This window comes from Collinsella aerofaciens (genome assembly GCF_902501475.1).
In the GTDB taxonomy this organism is placed as follows: domain Bacteria; phylum Actinomycetota; class Coriobacteriia; order Coriobacteriales; family Coriobacteriaceae; genus Collinsella; species Collinsella aerofaciens_AL.
Window position 1 is genome coordinate 1 of sequence record NZ_CABWIF010000023.1, and the last position, 17,226, is coordinate 17,226.

At 62.5% G+C, this 17,226-nt stretch carries 12 protein-coding genes; 9 read left to right on the forward strand and 3 right to left on the reverse strand.

All coding sequences use genetic code 11. The features are described from left to right. From GDJ93_RS10135 to GDJ93_RS06000, 3 genes are all read left to right on the forward strand, one after another. On the forward strand, positions 1 to 213 hold a 213-nt coding region (locus tag GDJ93_RS10135; RefSeq protein WP_226812500.1), incomplete at its 5' end, for a hypothetical protein. 210 nt (positions 214 to 423) lie between these two features. Beyond that, positions 424 to 1,503, forward strand: a complete 1,080-nt coding sequence (locus GDJ93_RS05995; protein WP_152068121.1) for a Gfo/Idh/MocA family protein — start codon at positions 424 to 426, stop codon at positions 1,501 to 1,503. Positions 1,504 to 1,506: 3 nt separating this feature from the next. Next, on the forward strand, positions 1,507 to 2,253 hold the full coding sequence (locus GDJ93_RS06000; RefSeq protein WP_152068122.1) for a DeoR/GlpR family DNA-binding transcription regulator: 747 nt from the start codon (positions 1,507 to 1,509) through the stop codon (positions 2,251 to 2,253). A gap of 349 nt (positions 2,254 to 2,602) precedes the next feature. Here GDJ93_RS06000 and GDJ93_RS06005 read toward each other — a convergent pair whose 3' ends face one another. Both GDJ93_RS06005 and GDJ93_RS06010 read right to left on the reverse strand, forming a co-directional pair. After that, positions 2,603 to 3,262: an RluA family pseudouridine synthase gene (locus GDJ93_RS06005; protein WP_226812501.1), complete on the reverse strand. Its 660-nt coding sequence runs from the start codon at positions 3,260 to 3,262 to the stop codon at positions 2,603 to 2,605. Between the two features lie 15 nt (positions 3,263 to 3,277). Then, the gene (locus GDJ93_RS06010; RefSeq protein ID WP_152068123.1) at positions 3,278 to 5,773 is read right to left on the reverse strand and encodes a U32 family peptidase; all 2,496 of its coding nucleotides are present in this window, start codon (positions 5,771 to 5,773) and stop codon (positions 3,278 to 3,280) included. A gap of 300 nt (positions 5,774 to 6,073) precedes the next feature. Between GDJ93_RS06010 and GDJ93_RS06015 the strand changes: the two genes are divergently transcribed. Further along, positions 6,074 to 6,451: a RidA family protein gene (locus tag GDJ93_RS06015; protein WP_055285184.1), complete on the forward strand. Its 378-nt coding sequence runs from the start codon at positions 6,074 to 6,076 to the stop codon at positions 6,449 to 6,451. A 112-nt stretch (positions 6,452 to 6,563) separates the two neighbouring features. Here GDJ93_RS06015 and GDJ93_RS06020 read toward each other — a convergent pair whose 3' ends face one another. Beyond that, a complete protein-coding gene (locus GDJ93_RS06020) occupies positions 6,564 to 7,220 on the reverse strand; it encodes a helix-turn-helix transcriptional regulator (protein ID WP_226812503.1) in 657 nt (218 codons plus the stop codon). A gap of 352 nt (positions 7,221 to 7,572) precedes the next feature. On the opposite strand from GDJ93_RS06020, the gene GDJ93_RS06025 reads away from it, so the two are divergent. The 5 genes from GDJ93_RS06025 (at position 7,573) to xdh (ending at position 16,948) form a co-directional block, all read left to right on the forward strand. Beyond that, complete coding sequence (locus GDJ93_RS06025; RefSeq protein WP_152068124.1) at positions 7,573 to 8,967, forward strand: uracil-xanthine permease family protein; 1,395 nt, start codon at positions 7,573 to 7,575, stop codon at positions 8,965 to 8,967. Between the two features lie 195 nt (positions 8,968 to 9,162). After that, positions 9,163 to 10,518 (forward strand): putative aminohydrolase SsnA, encoded by a 1,356-nt coding sequence (gene ssnA, locus GDJ93_RS06030; protein ID WP_152068125.1) that lies wholly within the window; start codon positions 9,163 to 9,165, stop codon positions 10,516 to 10,518. Between the two features lie 149 nt (positions 10,519 to 10,667). Beyond that, positions 10,668 to 13,667 carry a putative selenate reductase subunit YgfK gene (ygfK, locus tag GDJ93_RS06035; RefSeq protein ID WP_152068126.1) on the forward strand — a complete coding sequence of 1,000 codons (3,000 nt, stop codon included), beginning with the start codon at positions 10,668 to 10,670 and terminating at the stop codon, positions 13,665 to 13,667. Between the two features lie 11 nt (positions 13,668 to 13,678). Continuing rightward, entirely contained in the window at positions 13,679 to 14,158 is a 480-nt protein-coding gene (locus GDJ93_RS06040; RefSeq protein ID WP_152068127.1) for a 4Fe-4S binding protein, read from the forward strand. A gap of 12 nt (positions 14,159 to 14,170) precedes the next feature. Further along, positions 14,171 to 16,948, forward strand: coding sequence for a selenium-dependent xanthine dehydrogenase (xdh, locus tag GDJ93_RS06045; RefSeq protein WP_152068128.1), 2,778 nt, complete (start codon positions 14,171 to 14,173; stop codon positions 16,946 to 16,948). Positions 16,949 to 17,226: the final 278 nt, after the last annotated feature.

Sequence of the window (17,226 nt, forward strand, 5' to 3'; positions counted from 1 at the left end):
GGGAGCCCCTTCCATGAATGCGGCGTGGCCGCCACGGTTGGATTAGACACTCACCATTGTCGGCCTAATCCGCGGTCTTTCATGCAGCAGGGGCTCTCAATGTTTTTATGTCCTGCTCATATCGTCTCTGTCGGCAGTTTGGGACGGTCCTTAGAGCTGCAGCGCGCCATGAGTGACGTGGTGAAGCGGATCATCCTGTCTTTGAAGTTCTAAGTAGAATTCCCTGTCTCTGAGCAATGATTAGTGCGCATTTGTGCGTATTTGCGTGCGCAGGATTGCGTGACCATGCGTGTATATGCGCCGTCTGCGGTTGTATTTTGACCGTTTGGCGGTTATATACGCAGAAGTACGCACATACACGCGTATTTGTGCGAATATATAGCTGTCAGAATTGAAAGACTTTTCACGACGCAGGAGGCATTCATGGCAGATTCCAAGCAGGTTCCACTCGACGCCGAGGCAGCCGCAAAGGCGGCGTTTGCCTCGGTCCAGGATCAGCCGTTCCCCGATGATATCTTTACGGTCCCCGAGCTCCGCTGGGCCGTGATCGGGTGCGGCGTTATCGCCAACCAAATGGCCCAGTCCCTCGCTCTGGCCGGCCGCAAGCTCGCGGGTGTCGCCAACCGTACGCTGTCCAAGGCCCAGGCTTTTGCCGAGCAGTATGGCGTCGAGAAGGTGTACGAGACGGTTGAGGACCTCTACGCCGATCCGGACATCGATGCTGTCTATATCACCACGCCGCACAACACGCATATCACCTATCTGCGTGCCGCGCTGGCCGCCGGCAAGCATGTGCTCTGCGAGAAGGCCATTACCCTTAACTCTGCCGAGCTCGACGAGGCCCGTGCCATCGCCGACGAGCACAACGTGGTCCTTATGGACGCCACCACGGTGTTCCACATGCCGCTATATCAGGAGCTGCGCCGTCGCATGGACGCGGGCGACTTTGGCCGCATGAACCTTGCCCAGCTCAACTTTGGCAGCTATAAGGAGTACGGTGACCTGACCAACCGCTTCTACAACCGCAGTCTTGCCGGCGGCGCCATGCTCGACATTGGCGTGTATGCCCTGTCCGTCATGCGCCTGTTTATGGCCAGCCAACCCGCCGAGGTCGTCTCGCTGGGCAATACCTGCGAGACTGGCGTTGACGTTGCGGGTGGCATTGTCTGCCGTAATGCTGAGCAGCAGCTGGGCGTCGTGAGCCTTACGCTCCACTCCAAACAGCCCAAGCGCTCGGTCATCAGTTTCGATAAGTGCTATATCGAGGTCAACGAGTATCCGCGCGCCGGCCATGCGACCATCGTGTGGACTGCGGACGGTCACCGTGAGGAGGTCCACGCTGGCACCGAAGCCTACGCACTGTGCTATGAGATGGCCGACCTGGAGAAGGCCGTTGCCGGCGATGATTCGAAGCGCGAGCTTCTAGGCTATGCTTCTGATGTTATGGAGCTGATGACCAAGCTCCGCGCCGACTGGGGAGTCGTGTACCCCGAGGAGGAGTAAGCGATGCTTGCGGAAGATAGGCTCAACGCGATCGTGTCGATGGTGCAGCAGGCCGGCTCGGTTACCGTGCCGGAGCTTGCTGAGGCCCTGGGCGTGACGGCGTCTACCATTCGGCGCGACCTGCAGACGCTCGACCGCGCACACCGTATCGCCAAGGTACACGGAGGCGCGACGAGTCTGGAGCGCGCGCATGTGACGCGCGACCTGACGATCGGCGAGCGCAGTGATCTCCATAACGATGACAAGGAGCGCATCTGCGCCCGTGCTGCGGCCCTGGTGGAGCCCGATAGCTTTGTGTATATCGATTCGGGCTCCACGACCCTCAAGCTCATCGAGCATCTTCCGCATCTCGACGGCGTCACCTATGTGACCGATTCTGTGCTCCATGCTCAGCATCTCGCCCTGCGCGGTATGCGCACCGTGGTGTTGGGCGGCGAACTCAAGCCCGAGACCGAGGCGCTCGTTGGCCCCGATGCTTTGGCAACCCTGGACCGCTATAACTTCAACTGCGGCTTTTGGGGTTCCAATGGCATCGCCGCCGAGCAAGGTCTCACCACACCGGATATCGAGGAAGCGCAGGTCAAGCGTGTCTCGATGCGCCATACCGCCAAACGCTTCGTAATCTCGGACGCCAGCAAATTTGGCATGGTGGCGCCCGTCAAGTTCGCGGACTTCCGCGACGCAACGATCATCACCGCGGGCGAGGTGCCCGCCAAGTACCAGTCGATGGATAACGTCATCACGGTCTAGCAAGCAGGGTCAGGCTAAGGCCAAAACCACCACAAAGGTGCCTGTCCCCATTGTGGTGGTTAGTAACGAAAACCGATTAGTTTTCTCAATAGAAAAGCGGCAACGTCCATCACGGGCGTTGCCGCTTTCGTTGTCTGCCGGTTTGTCTAAGTCTGTAACAACTAGACCGTTAAAAGTGGGCCAGGTGTTACAGATTGAGATTTTCCCTTGAGGGGGATTCGAATGTCTCGATCTGTAACAGATAGACCGGAAAATGAGCTCTAACTGTTACAGATCGAGACGTTATGGGACCGCGGCTGAGCCATTGCGGCAAAACCACCACAAAGGTGCCTGTCCCCATTGTGGTGGTTTAGGGCTCCCAGGGGCAGGGGGCTTCGATGTGGATGTGCTCACCGGTTACGGGATGCGTGAAGGACACGCTGTGGGCGTGGAGCATCAGGCCGTAGGGGCGCGGCGTGCCGTACAGGTCGTCGCCAACCAGGGGATGACGCTCGCTTGCCAGGTGCACGCGGATTTGGTGTTTGCGGCCGGTGAGCAGCTCGACATCGATATACGAGCGCGTGGGCAGGCCTCGACGGCTCTTTAGACGCTTGAGCACCTTCACGCGCGTTTGAGACGGCTTGCCGCTGGCGCCGACGCGCATCTTGCGGCTGTCGTGGCGGTCGCGGGCGATGGGCTTGTCGATGAGCTTTTCGTTCCAGTCGATCTTGCCCTCGGCGAGCGCCAGGTAGTGCTTTTCGAAAGCGTGGTCGATGACCATCTGGTCAAAGGCAGGCTGCGTCTGCTTGTCGAGCGAAAACAGCACTACGCCGGTGGTGTCGCGGTCCAGGCGGTTGAGCGGCTGCATGTCGGTCGCGGCAAAGCCGTCGCCCATCGCCAGCAGCAGGTCGCTGGCGTAGTCGGTGAGCGTGCGCTCGCCGGTGCCGTCGCCGTGGACGATCATGCCGGCGGGCTTGTCGATGGCCATGAGCCAGGCGTCGCAGTAGAGGACTTGAGGTTCTTCGTTCACGTGTTAGCCTTTCGGTTAGCTGATTCCCACAAACATGCAGCCCGAGGTCGCCCCGCGTAGGCGGGCGGCGGGCTTACGGCCGGCCTGCGCTGCTTCGATGGCACGACGGACGCGGGCGACGGCACGACCCACCTCATCCGTCTCGAGCAGCGTGCCGTCCACCATAAGACGACGCACACCGGCATCGAGCAGCTGTGGTACCTGCGGCGTAAGGTCGATGGGGTAGGCGTCGTACAGGCGAGAGCGGCCATGGATGTCGGTGCGGACGGGCATGACCTTTCCGTCGATATTCTTGAGCGAGAGCTTGCGGGCACGCAGGCGGCAGTTGGCACAATCGTGGATGCAGCCATTGGCAACCTGCAGAATGCAATGCTCGCTTGTCATGACGCGCGGGCGGCCAAAGACGGTGATGCCCAGAGCAGCGGGCGCGGCGGCGCCGAGCGAGACAATCTCGTCGAGCGTGATTTCGGGCGAGAGCCAAAACGCACCGGCGCCGCGCTCGGCAAGCGCCTCCATGCAGGGCGTGTTGTGCACCGGCAGGCAAGAGCGAATCTCGGCTGTGGCGCCGGCCTGCGCGGCTACGGCGAGCTCGGAGATATTGCCGACGGCGACGGTGGCTCCAGCATTGATCCAGGGATCGACGCGCTCGTGGTCGACGGCGCGGCAGACCTCGTCGAGTACAGGCACGATACCCTGCCCAAATGCATCGGCGGGGGAGAGCTCGGCCGCATCGAGCGCGTCGGTGGTCATGTAGATGCGCGTTGCACCCTCCACGCGCGCTGCCTCGGCGGCTTCGAGCGAGGTGACGGTGGCGCAGATCTGCGGCTCATCGCGGTAGTGCTCGGGCGCGGGGCGGGAATCACTGGTTACAATCGCCGGCAGCTCGAGCGTTTTCGCGCGCTCCTCGTACGGTGCCAGAATGGCCTCTTCCAGCGCCTTACAAGCGGCGGCGCGCACCTTGTGCACGGCGGAAAAGCCCATACCGCAGCCGGCGTCGAGCGAAACGTCAAAGCTTGCGGCCTCAAAGGGAGAGGAGCCCATGCGCCCGACGTGCTCAACCAGATCGGATGCCTCGACGGCGCGGGTCTTGGCAGCCTCGACGGTAAAGCCCGTGGCCGTGGCCGTAAGCGAAGGGTCGTCGCAGCAGGTGAGCGTAACGGTAAACGGCTCGCCCAGACGCGCCACAACGGACACGTCTACGGCGCGGCGGCGCAGCACATCGCGTTTGAGCGCAGCCCCGGCGGCGTCAATGGCGCGCTGGCTTCGAATCACGCGCACGCGGCAGCCCTCGGGCATGCTGCGGGGCACGCGGCACTCGATGATGTCGCCCGCGGCGGCATCATCGGCGGCAATGGTGGTCAGGAACTGGTCAAACTCGTTATCGTGACGAAGCTCCAGCAGGTCGCCCTTGCCCACGGGCTCAAACAACTCAATGCGGGCGATGGCAGCGCGGCGACGTCGGTCGTCCGGCTTGAGCCCGCGCACATCGCGGTTGGCCGGGCGGCTGCCGAGCACCGTGCCCACAATTTGGCCGCGGTTGTTGGAGCGCTCGTAGCTCATCATCTCGTCGCCCGAGGTGCCGTCCTGATAGGCGTGCGTAAAGTCGCGGTTGAAGCAGCGCTTGAGCTGGCGCTGGCGGGCGGCTTCCTCGTCCTTGGCAACGGCGGCTCCGGATAGCATGTCGTCAATTTCGTGACGATACACATCAACGATGGAGTACACGTAATCGGGTGCCTTCATGCGGCCCTCGAGCTTGAGCGATGCGGCGCCGGCGTCATACAGACGGCGAACAAGCTGTGAGGTGTTGGTGTCGCGCGGGCATAGCGCACGCTCGCGACCGGCAGGGGAGAGCGCGCGACCGTTCTCGTCGATCAGCTCGTAGGGCAGGCGGCAGGGCTGGGCGCACATGCCGCGGTTGGCCGAGCGGCCCGCCATGGCAAAGCTCGACAGCAGGCACAGGCCCGAGTAACAAAAGCAGATGGCACCGTGGCTAAAGACCTCGAGGTCCACATCGGGTGCGGCGTCGTGGATGGCGGCGATCTCGTCAATGGAGAGCTCGCGCGACAAGGTCACTCGGTCGGCGCCCTGCTCACGGCACCAAAGGGTTCCGCGGTCGTCGTGGATGTTCGCCTGGGTTGAGATGTGCGTCTCGATGCCGGGCATGGTGCGCTTGACCTCAAAGAACAGACCCCAGTCCTGGATAATGAAGGCGTCGGCGCCCAGCGTGGAGCAGCGATAGATGAGTTGCAGCGCATCGTCCATCTCGGACTGCTTGATGACGATGTTGACCGTGACGTAGACGCGCGACCCGGCTAGATGTGCGGCGCGGCAGGCCTGCTCAAAGGCCTCGTCGGTAAAGTTGGTGGCCTTGCGGCGGGCGTTGAAGCTGCCCATGCCGCAGTAGATGGCATCGGCGCCCGCGGCGAGCGCGGCGGCAAAGGGCTCCGGGCCTCCGGCGGGGGCCAAAAGCTCGGGCCTGCGGTTAGTGGTTCGGCTGGCGGTTGCGGTCATATCCTGCCTTTCAAAATGCTCAGATATTCAAAAGTATAGTGGCGTCGCTGCGGTGGGCGATGCCCGCAGCCTAAGCAGGACAAAGTCTTCAGCAGCTTGGACTGGCTGCTCCACATGAGAACCGTTCAGCGGTTCGGGGAAACCGTTGGGCGATAAAATATTCTCGCAATGTGATAATAATCTTGCATCGCGCGGAAACCTTGAGTACTATCCCAATCAAGCGCGGTGTTCAGACCGAACTGTGCCTCCCGGTGTGAACACCGCGCTCACGCTCTCTCAATTGATCGTAAGGAGAAAAACATGAGCAAGACCGTCGTGTCTTCCGATAACGCACCCGCAGCCATCGGCCCGTATTCCCCCGGTATCCAGGCCGGCAACATGGTGTTCCTGTCCGGTCAGCTGGGCATCGATCCCGCGACTGGCAAGATGCCCGAGGGCGTCGAGGCCCAGGCCAAGCAGTCCCTCGCCAACGTTGAGGCCCTGCTGACCGCTGCCGGCGCTACCTTTGCCGATGTCGTCAAGACCACGGTCTACCTGGCCGACATCGCCGACTTCGCCGCCGTGAACGAGATCTACGCCTCCAAGTTCGAGGCCCCGTTCCCCGCGCGCAGCGCCTTCCAGGTTGCCGCCCTTCCGGCTGGCGGTCTGGTCGAGATCGAGGTCGTCGCCGCTCTCTAAGGCGTTGGCCACAACTAAACATGACATGCAAAAAGACCCTGCAGCGCGTGCGAGCTGCAGGGTCTTTTGTCACGTGACGGATCGCTTGTGGAGCCGCGCTCCATTTTGCTCGTTAGCCCTCCTTGCGGACTTTTTGCAGGTAGCGGTAGACGCTGGGCTCCGAGATGCCCAGCGCGGTGGCGGCGCAGGCCACGGCGCCCTTGAGCATGAACACCCCGTTGCCGTTGAGGTGGCGAATGACGTCCACGCGGTCGCTCTGACCAAGCGACGCTATATCCAGCCCGCGCGCGCTCAGCAACTCGGCAATGCTGCGGTCGATGAGCTCCTGTGTGGACTCCGAAAGGCTTTCGACCTCGATAGGGGCGGGCTCCGTGCGCGTTGGCGCCGCGTCGAAGCACGCTATGAGCTGCTGCGCCATGGCGTTGATGGAGCGCACGGTCGAGAGGTCGGTGTTGACGCAGAGCATACCGACGATCTCGTCATTCTCGCGGATAAAGTATGTCGCTGACTCCAACGTCTTGCCTCCGGCGCCGCGGCCCTCGTAGCCCGTAATAAACGGCAGGTCGCGATACTTGGCGTCGTGCATGATCTTGAGTGCCAGATCGGTGGCGGGACCGCCGACCTTGCGGCCGCTCACGATGCCGTTGCGAATATCGACGATGGCGTGGTCGGGATCCGAGAAATCGTGCAGCACGATTTCGCTGTTTTTGCCGAGTATCTGCTCCAGAAAATCGACCATCGGCAAAAAGCGACGTACGGTCTCGTTCACGGGCAACTCCTTTGGGTGAAATCGGAAATGTTCATAACAATTTTTTCTCATGGTAACACGCTGCCCATCATCTCGTATATCCGCAGGTACATTGCGTAATGCAGACGAACGGTAGGAATTTAGCGGTAAACGGTTGACCAAAAGAAAAGTTAGATGTTATTTTGACCAGACACTTTCCTGACCTGCGGAAATGCGTTATTTCAGCTGAAGAATAGTCTGATAACAAAAAATTATTATTGAGAATGAGAATCATCTTTAATACGATATGCAATGAAGGCACAACCTCAACCCCGCACTGCGTCACAATAGAGCGTTAGATGCGAAAACAACTACTTCGAGGATTGGTGGTCAAATGACCCAGGAGACGGTTACGAACGGCACTGAAGCCCTGTTCACTCGCGAAGGCATGCCTCCCGTTAAGGAAATGATCCCGTGTGCCCTTCAGCACGTACTGGCATCGTTTGCCGGCATCATTACCCCGGCGGTCATCATGGCCGGCGTCTACGGCTTTAATAGCCAGCAGAGTACCGACATCATCCAGGTCGCGCTCATTCTTTCGGCGATCGACACGGCCCTTCAGGCCTTCGCTCCCTTCCGTCGCATCGGCGGCGGCCTGCCCATCGTCATGGGCGTTTCGTTCGCGTTCCTGCCGGCCCTGCAGGCCATGGGTGCCTCGGGCTTTAGCTTTGGTGCGCTGCTGGGTGGCGAGATCGTCGGCGGCGCCGTCGCGGTCCTCTTTGGTCTGGCCTACAGCAAGATCAAGTGGCTGTTCCCGCCCGTCGTGACCGGTACGGTCATCTTCTCCATCGGCGTTTCGCTGTATCCCACGGCCGTCAAGTATATGGCCGGCGGTATGGGTACGCCGCTGTGGGGCACCCCGCAGGCCTGGTGCGTCGCTCTTATCACCTTCGCCGTGGTCTTTGCGCTCGCCAACTTTGGCAAGGGCACGCTCAAGCTGGGATCCGTGTTCTTTGGCATGATCGTTGGCATGATCGTCTCCATCCCCTTTGGCATGATCGACTTCTCCAGCGTCGCCACCGCTCAGGTCTTCGCTCTTCCCAAGCTCATGCCCTACGCGCTCGAGTTTGATCCCGAGGTCTGCATTACCCTCGCCGTCGTGTTCCCCATGGTTGCCATCCAGGTTATCGGTGACGTCTCCGCCGCCTGCCTGGGCTCCATCGACCGTATGCCCACCGAGCGCGAGCTCTCCGGCGCTATCGTGTCCCAGGGCCTCACCTCTATGGTCGGCGGTCTGCTGGGCGGTCTTCCCACCAGCGCCCTTGGCCAGAACGTGGGCATCATCTGCTCCAACAAGGTCGTCAACAAGTGGGTCTTTGTGATCATTGCGGCCGTCTTTGCCATCGCCGGTCTGTTCCCGCAGCTCTCTGCCGTCCTTTCCGCTATCCCGCAGCCCGTCATCGGCGGCGCGACCGTCGGCGTCTTTGGCACCATCACCATGAACGGCGTGCGCATGTTCACCCGCGAGGGCCTCACGCAGCGCACTACCACCATCGTCGGCACCTCCGTCGTCTTTGGCCTGGGTATCTGGATGGCCAGCGGTTGCCTTGCCGGCGAGGGTATGCCCGCCTGGGTGTCCACCGTCATCGGCTCCAATGCCGTAACCCCCACCGCCATCATGGCCATTGTCCTTAACCTGATCCTTCCGAAGACGCCGGTCGTGGCTCAGCACATCGATGCTGCCAAGGACGCTGCCGTGGATCTGGTCTTGCCCGAGAGCAAGAAGTAACCAATTCGGTGCTATTCGTCGGCGGACGCATCGCCTCGTCCGCCGACGCCATGCGGCACCAAGCCGCACTTCAAAGGGTTTGTCCCTTTGGTGAAGCGTTGACGGGAGAGGGCCCGTTTCCGGTGTAGGCCGGCGCTTCGCACTCCGCCATGTTAGAGGTGTCAAACCCCGCCTCTGATGTTGAAGGGAGCATCCATGCTTCTGGTCGCTAACGGTTCCGTCTTTACCCGCAACGCTCAGACCCCGTTTATTCCAAGCGGTGCGGTCGCCATTGACGGAGATACGATCGTCGAAGTGGGCCCCGAGCGCGAGCTCAAGGCCAAGTACCCGGATGCCGAGTACGTCGATGCCCAGGGCAACCTCATCATGCCCGGACTCATCAACTGCCACACCCACATCTACTCGGGTCTGGCCCGCGGCCTTGCCATTAAGGGCTGCAACCCCACCAACTTCTTGGAGAATCTCGAGCAGCAGTGGTGGAAGATCGACGACAACCTGACGCTCGACGGCACCAAGGCCAGCGCCTATGCTACGATTTTGGACTCCATCCGTGATGGCGTCACCACGATCTTCGATCACCATGCGAGCTTCTGCGAGATTCCGGGAAGCCTCTTTACCATTAAGGATGCAGCTCAGGAGCTGGGCATGCGTTCGTGCCTGTGCTACGAGGTCTCCGATCGCCGCGGCCAGGAAAAGTGCGACCAGGCCATTGCCGAGAACGCCGAATTTGCCCAGTGGGCCGCCAAGGAGCGTCGCGATAACGACAACCACATGATCGCCGCCATGTTTGGCGGACATGCTACCTTTACGCTTTCGGACGAGACCATGGATAAGATGGCCGAGGCCAACAACGGCCTGACCGGCTTCCACATCCATGTGTGCGAGGGCATGAACGACGTGTGGGACTCCCGCCTCAACCGCGGTGGCATCAGCCCCGTCGAGCGCCTGCTGCAGCACAACCTGCTGGGTCCCGACACCATGCTGGGCCACTGCATCCACGTGACGCCTGCCGAGATGGATATCGTCAAGGAGTCCGGCACTTGGCTGGTCAACAACCCCGAATCCAATATGGGCAACGCCGTGGGCTGCGCCCCCGTGCTCGAGTTCTTCCGCCGCGGCATCCCCGTGTGCATGGGCACCGACGCCTACACCCACGATATGCTCGAGAGCCTTAAGGTCTTCCTGATTATTCAGCGCCACAACGCCGCCATGCCCAACGTGGGCTGGTGCGAGGCCATGACGATGCTGTTCGAGAACAACGCCAAGATGGCGAGCAAGTACTTCGATCGCAAGCTCGGTGTGCTCGAGGCCGGCGCTGCCGCCGACGTTATCGTTATGGACTACAAGCCCTTTACGCCGCTGAGCGAGGAGAATATCGACGGCCACATGCTCTTTGGCATGATGGGCAAAAACTGCCGCACCACCATCATCAACGGCCGCGTCCTGTACAAGGATCGCGAGTTCGTTGGCATTGATGAGGACAAGATCAACGCGTGGACCATGGCCGAGTCCAAGAAGCTCTGGAGCACGCTCAACGATCGCACCTACTAATTCACAAGTAGATTCGCGCGCGTCGGATGTTTCGCCACATCCGACGCGCGCATAGGCGGCCTCCGCGGGGTCGCCGGCGCTGTGCTAGCGCTACACCGTATTTGCGCCCGCCGCGCGGTCTCGCCGGGCGTTACAGAGAGGAACTCATTATGAGCGACATCATGAGGCCGATCCCGTTTTCGCAGCTGATGAACTGGATCATCGAGGAGCACAAGACTCAGGGCGCCGTCTTTGGCGTGCGCAAGATGGTCACGACCAACCAGGAGGGCGCGCTTCCCATTTTTGACGAGCGCATCGAGACTCCGTTTGGCCCGGCCGCCGGCCCCAACACGCAGCTGGCCCAGAACATCGTGGCATCCTACGTGGCCGGTTCCCGCTTCTTTGAGCTCAAGACCGTTCAGGTTATGGACGGCGAGGAGCTTTCCAAGTGTGTGAACAAGCCCTGCATCGTGGCGCAGGACGAGTGCTACAACTGCGAGTGGTCGACCGAGCTCGAGGTTCCGCAGGCTTTTGCCGAGTACGTGAAGGCATGGTTCGCCTGCCACCTGATCGCTCGCGAGTACGGCCTGGGCAGCCCGGATGGCTTTGTCTTTAACATGTCCGTGGGCTATGACCTGGAGGGCATCAAGAGCCCCAAGGTCGATGCGTACATTGAGGGCATGAAGGACGCCAGCGGCTCTGACGTCTGGAACGAGTGCCGTGCCTGGGCGCTCGCCAACCTGGATAAGTTTGAGCATGTCGACGCCGCGTTTGTCGAGTCCATCCCGGCACGCGTCTCCAACTCCATCACCGAGTCCACCCTGCACGGCTGCCCGCCGGCGGAGATCGAGCGCATCGCGACCTATCTGATCACCGAGAAGGGTCTCAACACCTACATCAAGTGCAACCCCACGCTGCTGGGCTATGAGTTTGCCCGCCAGCGTCTGAACGAGCTGGGCTTTGACTACATCGTCTTCGACGATACGCACTTCCGCGAGGACCTGCAGTGGGCCGACGCCGTGCCCATGTTCGAGCGCCTGATTGCCCTGTGCGCCGAGCGCGGCCTGGAATTTGGCGTCAAGCTGACCAACACGTTCCCCGTCGACGTGACGAGAAACGAACTGCCCTCCACCGAGATGTACATGTCCGGCCGTTCGCTGTTCTCGCTGACCATCGAGGCTGCCCGCCGCATTACCGAGCAGTTCGATGGCAAGCTGCGCATCAGCTACTCCGGCGGCGCCACGGTCTACAACATCCACGCCCTGTACGATGCCGGCATTTGGCCCGTTACCCTGGCGACCGACGTGCTCAAGCCCGGTGGCTACGAGCGCTTTAGCCAGATGGCCGGCGAGTTTACCGACCTGGATGGCAAGCCGTTCGCGGGCGTCTCGCTCGAGGCCGTGACCGCAATCCAGACCGACTCGCTCACCAACCCGCTCTACAAGAAGCCGCTGCGCCCGCTGCCCGATCGCAAGGTCGCCGGCAAGAGCCCGCTTTCCGACTGCTTTACCACGCCGTGCCGCACGAGCTGCCCCATCCAGCAGGATATTCCCGCCTATCTGGCGGCTGTTGACGAGGGCCGCTACGAGGACGCGCTCAACATCATCATCGAGCGCAACGCCCTGCCGTTCATTACCGGCACCATCTGCCCGCATCCCTGCGGCCGTGCCTGCGAGCGTGCGTTCTACGAGCCCGAGGGCGCCCAGATCCGCGCCAGCAAGCTCAAGGCCGCCCGCGAGGCCATGACCGCCGTGCTGCCCAAGCTACGCGCCCAGGCCATCGCAAACGACGGCGAGCACAACGTTGCCGTTATCGGCGGCGGCCCGGCCGGCCTGGCGACGGCGTTCTTCCTGACGCGCGCCGGCGTGCCCGTCACCATCTTTGAGGCTCGCGATTCGCTCGGCGGCGTGGTCCGTCACGTGATTCCTGAGTTCCGCATTGCGAGCGACGATATCTCCCACGATGCCGAGCTCTGCCTGGCCTTTGGTGCCAAGGTGCAGCTCAATGCCCGCGTGGAGTCCATTGACGAGCTCAAGGCCCAGGGCTTCACCGACGTGGTCGTGGCCACCGGTGCCTGGATGCCCGGCTCTGCGGGTTTGGGCGAGGGTGCCGAGCTCGACGTGCTGGAGTTCCTCGAGGCCGCCAAGAAGGGCGAGAAGCTCGAGCTGGGCGAGGACGTCGTAGTCATTGGCGCCGGCAACACCGCCATGGATGCTGCCCGCGTGGCCAAGCGCCTGGCTGGTGTGAAGAACGTGCGCCTGGTGTATCGCCGCACCAAGAAGCAGATGCCTGCCGACGAGGAAGAGCTCGATCTTGCTCTTGCCGACGGCGTTGAGTTCTGCGAGCTACTGGCACCCAAGGCACTTAACGGCGCCGTGCTGACCTGCGATGTTATGGAGCTCGGCGAGCCGGATGCAAGCGGCCGTCGCAGCCCCGTCGCCACGGGCGAGACCGTCGAGCTTTCCGCCACCACGGTGATCTGCGCCGTGGGCGAGGGCATCGACGCCAGCCTGTACGACGCCGCGGGCGTCGAGCACGACCGTCGCGGCCGCCTTGCCGCCACCTCCACCGGTGTCGAGGGCGTCTGGGCTGCGGGCGACTGTCGCCGCGGTCCGGCTACCGTGGTCGAGGCCATTGCCGACGCCGCCGAAGTCGCCCGCGCCATCGCCGGCGTGGACTTTAACAAGTACGCCGACTGCAACGAGCAGGCCGGTCGCGAGGACACCTGCTACGAGCGTAAGGGGTCGCTGTGCCGTGACAAGCGCAACTGCACCAAGACCCGCTGCCTGGGCTGCGGCTCGGTGTGCGAGGTCTGCTGCGACGTGTGCCCCAACCGCGCCAACGTTGCCATTAAGGTGCCGGGCCTTGCCAAGCATCAGGTCGTCCACGTCGACGGTATGTGCAACGAGTGCGGCAACTGCGCCGTGTTCTGCCCCTACCAGGAGGGCCGTCCCTACAAGGACAAGCTCACCCTGTTCTGGAGCGAGGAGGACATGGAGAACTCCGAGAACGAGGGCTTCCTGGCCGTGGACGAGGATCACTTTAAGGTCCGCGTCGCCGGCACGGTCCGCACCGTCTCGGTCGATGCCGTCAACACCGGTCTGCCCGAGGCCGTCCGCCTGACCATCAGGGCCGTGCGCGACAACTATTCGTACCTTCTTAAGAAATAGGCGAGTCTCTTATGGCCAAATCCATTCAACATCACGTGGCCTACGTTGCCTGCGGAAGTGGTTGCGCCTCCGCAGGCGGCGACGCCCGCTGCAGCGAAGGCTGCATTGGCTGTGGCACCTGCGTTACGGCCTGCCCCCACGGTGCCATCGCGCTGGTCGACGGCGTCGCCCGCGTGGACCGCTCCAAGTGCACGGGCTGTGGCCTGTGCGGCATGGCGTGCCCGCAGCGCGTGATTGCCTTCGTTCCCGGCTACCAGAACATCCTGGTGCGCTGCAACAACACCGATAAGGGCGCCATTGCGCGCAAGATTTGCGACACCAGCTGCATCGGTTGCGGCATGTGCGCTAAAAAGTGCCCTGCCGGCGCTATCCGCATCGAGGACAACTGCGCCCATATCGACGGCGCGGATTGCCTGTCGTGCGGCATGTGCGCCGTCGTCTGCCCGCATGGCGCCATCCACGACCGCACCGGCATCGCCGCCGGCGTGTAGAGGGGAATCACCATGGCACAGGAATTCACTTTTACCGTTAACGGCGTCGAGCACACGACGACCCAAAACAAACCGCTGCTGCGCTATCTGCGCGACGACCTGCACATTCACTCCGCCAAGGACGGCTGCTCCGAGGGCGCCTGCGGCACCTGCACCATCCATGTGGACGGTGCGGCCGTCAAGGCGTGCGTGCTGACCACCGCCCTTGCCGCCGGCCGCGACATCGTGACTGTCGAGGGCCTGCCCGAGAACGTGCGCGAGGCGTTTGTGTACGCCTTTGGCGCCGTGGGCGCCGTGCAGTGCGGCTTTTGTATCCCCGGTATGGTCATGGCGGGTGCAGCGCTCATCGCCGAGGATCCCGAGCCTACCGAGGAGCAGATCAAGTACGCCATTCGCGGTAACGTCTGCCGCTGCACCGGCTACAAAAAGATTATCGAGGGCATTGCGCTGGCCGCTGCGGTGCTCCGCGGCGAAAAGCAGATCGACGAGGATCTGGAGCGCGGCGACGACTACGGCGTGGGCAAGCGCGCCTTCCGTATCGACGTGCGCAAGAAGGTGCTCGGCGAGGGCAAGTATCCCGACGACATCGACGAGCTCGATCAGCCGGGTCTGACCTATGCCAGCGCCGTGCGCTCCAAGTACCCGCGCGCCCGTGTGCTCTCCATCGATACCTCCAAGGCCGAGGCCCTGCCCGGCGTGGTGGGCATCCTGCGCGCCGAGGACGTGCCGGTCAACCAGGTCGGCCACCTTATCCAGGACTGGGACGTCATGATTGCTCAGGGCGATATCACCCGCTGCGTGGGTGACGCCATCGTGCTGGTGGTTGCCGAGGACGAGGCGACGCTCGAGAAGGCCAAGAAGCTCGTAAAGATCGATTACGAGCCTCTGGAGCCCGTGCGCAACATCGCCGAGGCCAGGGCTGCCGACGCCCCGCGCCTGCACGACAGCTTCTTTGCCTTTGGCAACACGGTGGAGCTCAAGGACAACGTATGCCAGAGCCGTCACGTGACGCGTGGCGACGCCGCCAAGGCGCTGGCGGAGAGCGCGTTTACCGTGACACAGCGCTTTACCACACCCTTTACCGAGCATGCCTTCTTGGAGCCCGAGTGCGCCGTCGCCTTCCCGTACAAGAACGGCGTCAAGGTGCAGTCGACCGACCAGGGCGCCTACGACACGCGCAAAGAGTGCGCTCACATGTTTGGCTGGGATAGCGAGCCCGAGCGCGTGGTCGTCGAGACCATGCTCGTGGGTGGCGGCTTTGGCGGCAAGGAGGACGTGTCCATCCAGCACCTGGCCGCGCTCGCTGCCTATAAGTTCCAGCGTCCTGTGAAGTGCAAGCTCACTCGTGCCGAGTCGCTTGCATTCCATCCCAAGCGCCACGCCATGGACGGTACCTTTACACTGGGTTGCGACGCCGAGGGCAACTTTACCGGTCTGGATTGCGAGATCAACTTTGACACCGGCGCCTACGCGTCGCTGTGCGGCCCGGTGCTCGAGCGCGCCTGTACGCATGCCGTCGGCCCCTACAAGTACCAGAATACCGACATTCGCGGCTTTGGCTACTACACCAACAACCCGCCCGCCGGTGCGTACCGAGGCTTTGGCGTTTGCCAGTCCGAATTTGCGCTCGAGAGCCTGATCGACCTGCTGGCCGAGAAGGTCGGCCTGGATCCGTGGGAGATTCGCTACCGTAACGCCATCGAGCCGGGCGAGGTTCTGCCCAACGGCCAGATTGCCGACTGCTCCACGGCGCTGAAGGAGACGCTGCTCGAGGTCAAGGATGCCTACTACGCGCATCCCGGCCACGCCGGCATTGCCTGCGCCATGAAGAACGCCGGCGTGGGCGTGGGCCTGCCCGATGCCGGCCGCTGCAAGATTCGCATCGAGGATGGCCGCGCCGTGGTCTACGCCGCCACGTCCGACATCGGCCAGGGCTGTAACACCGTCTTTTTGCAAGACGTTGCCGAGGCCTGCGGTCTGCCGCTGAGCTGCATTGCCAATGGCGAGTGCTCCACCGAGAACGCTCCCGACTCCGGCACTACGTCTGGCTCGCGTCAGACGGTCGTGACCGGCGAGGCCGTGCGCGGCGCCGCCTTCCTGCTGCGCGATGCCATGCTTGACATCGAGGCCGGCAAGCCTGCGCCCGCCGCTCCCGTGAGCGCGCATGGCGACGGCGTCAAGATCGAGTACGACGACGGTCGCGCCTATCAGCTGCACACGCAGGAGCTCGTCGCCGGCCAGGGTATGCATCCTCAAGATCCCGCTGCCGCCATCAAGGCGCTCGAGGGATGCGAGTTTGGCTACGTGTACCTGGAGCCGACCGACAAACTGGGTGCGGATGTTCCCAACCCCAAGAGCCATATCTGCTACGGCTTTGCCACGCATGTGGTCATTCTGGATGATGACGGCCGCGTGAGCGAGGTCTATGCCGCGCACGATTCCGGCAAGGTGGTCAATCCCATCTCCATCCAGGGTCAGATCGAAGGCGGCGTGCTCATGGGTATGGGCTATGCGCTTACCGAGGATTGGCCGCTCAAGGACTGCGTGCCCCAGGCGAGGTACGGCACGCTCGGGCTGTTCCGCGCGCCCGAGATTCCGGATATCCACGCCATTTACGTGGAGAAGGACGAGCTACTGCCCGTGGCATACGGCGGCAAGGGCATCGGCGAGATCGCAACGATCCCCACGGCGCCCGCCGTGCAGAATGCCTACCGCGCATTTGACGGCAAGCTGCGTCCGGATCTTCCCATGGTGGATACGCCCTACAGCCGCGCCCGTCACCGCGGCTAGGGTAGAGCGCGTACGGCCATTGCTAACGGGCCGTTCGCGCTCAGCATCAACTACATACGCTGCGCCTTTGGCCCCAGCTCCATCGTGAGCCGGGGCCTTTTGTTTGGAGCGGAGGCAGCATCCCAGAATCTAGCCTCGGAGTGGGATGAACGGGACCTCGGACGTTTTTCCGGACCATGTCGCGGCGCTATGCCGCATGGCCTCTCTCCTCGCGATACTCCCTAATGGTCTTCCATCCTAGGTCCTTCTTGAGCTTGCCGTCCCTGTACCACTCGATA

Excerpts from the sequence above, each read along its gene's own strand:
- GDJ93_RS05995 (WP_152068121.1), top strand. The coding sequence starts at position 424 with ATGGCAGATTCCAAGCAGGTTCCACTCGACGCCGAGGCAGCCGCAAAG.
- GDJ93_RS06000 (WP_152068122.1), top strand. The coding sequence starts at position 1,507 with ATGCTTGCGGAAGATAGGCTCAACGCGATCGTGTCGATGGTGCAGCAG.
- GDJ93_RS06010 (WP_152068123.1), bottom strand. The coding sequence starts at position 5,773 with ATGACCGCAACCGCCAGCCGAACCACTAACCGCAGGCCCGAGCTTTTG.
- GDJ93_RS06015 (WP_055285184.1), top strand. The coding sequence starts at position 6,074 with ATGAGCAAGACCGTCGTGTCTTCCGATAACGCACCCGCAGCCATCGGC.
- GDJ93_RS06025 (WP_152068124.1), top strand. The coding sequence starts at position 7,573 with ATGACCCAGGAGACGGTTACGAACGGCACTGAAGCCCTGTTCACTCGC.
- ssnA (WP_152068125.1), top strand. The coding sequence starts at position 9,163 with ATGCTTCTGGTCGCTAACGGTTCCGTCTTTACCCGCAACGCTCAGACC.
- ygfK (WP_152068126.1), top strand. The coding sequence starts at position 10,668 with ATGAGCGACATCATGAGGCCGATCCCGTTTTCGCAGCTGATGAACTGG.
- GDJ93_RS06040 (WP_152068127.1), top strand. The coding sequence starts at position 13,679 with ATGGCCAAATCCATTCAACATCACGTGGCCTACGTTGCCTGCGGAAGT.
- xdh (WP_152068128.1), top strand. The coding sequence starts at position 14,171 with ATGGCACAGGAATTCACTTTTACCGTTAACGGCGTCGAGCACACGACG.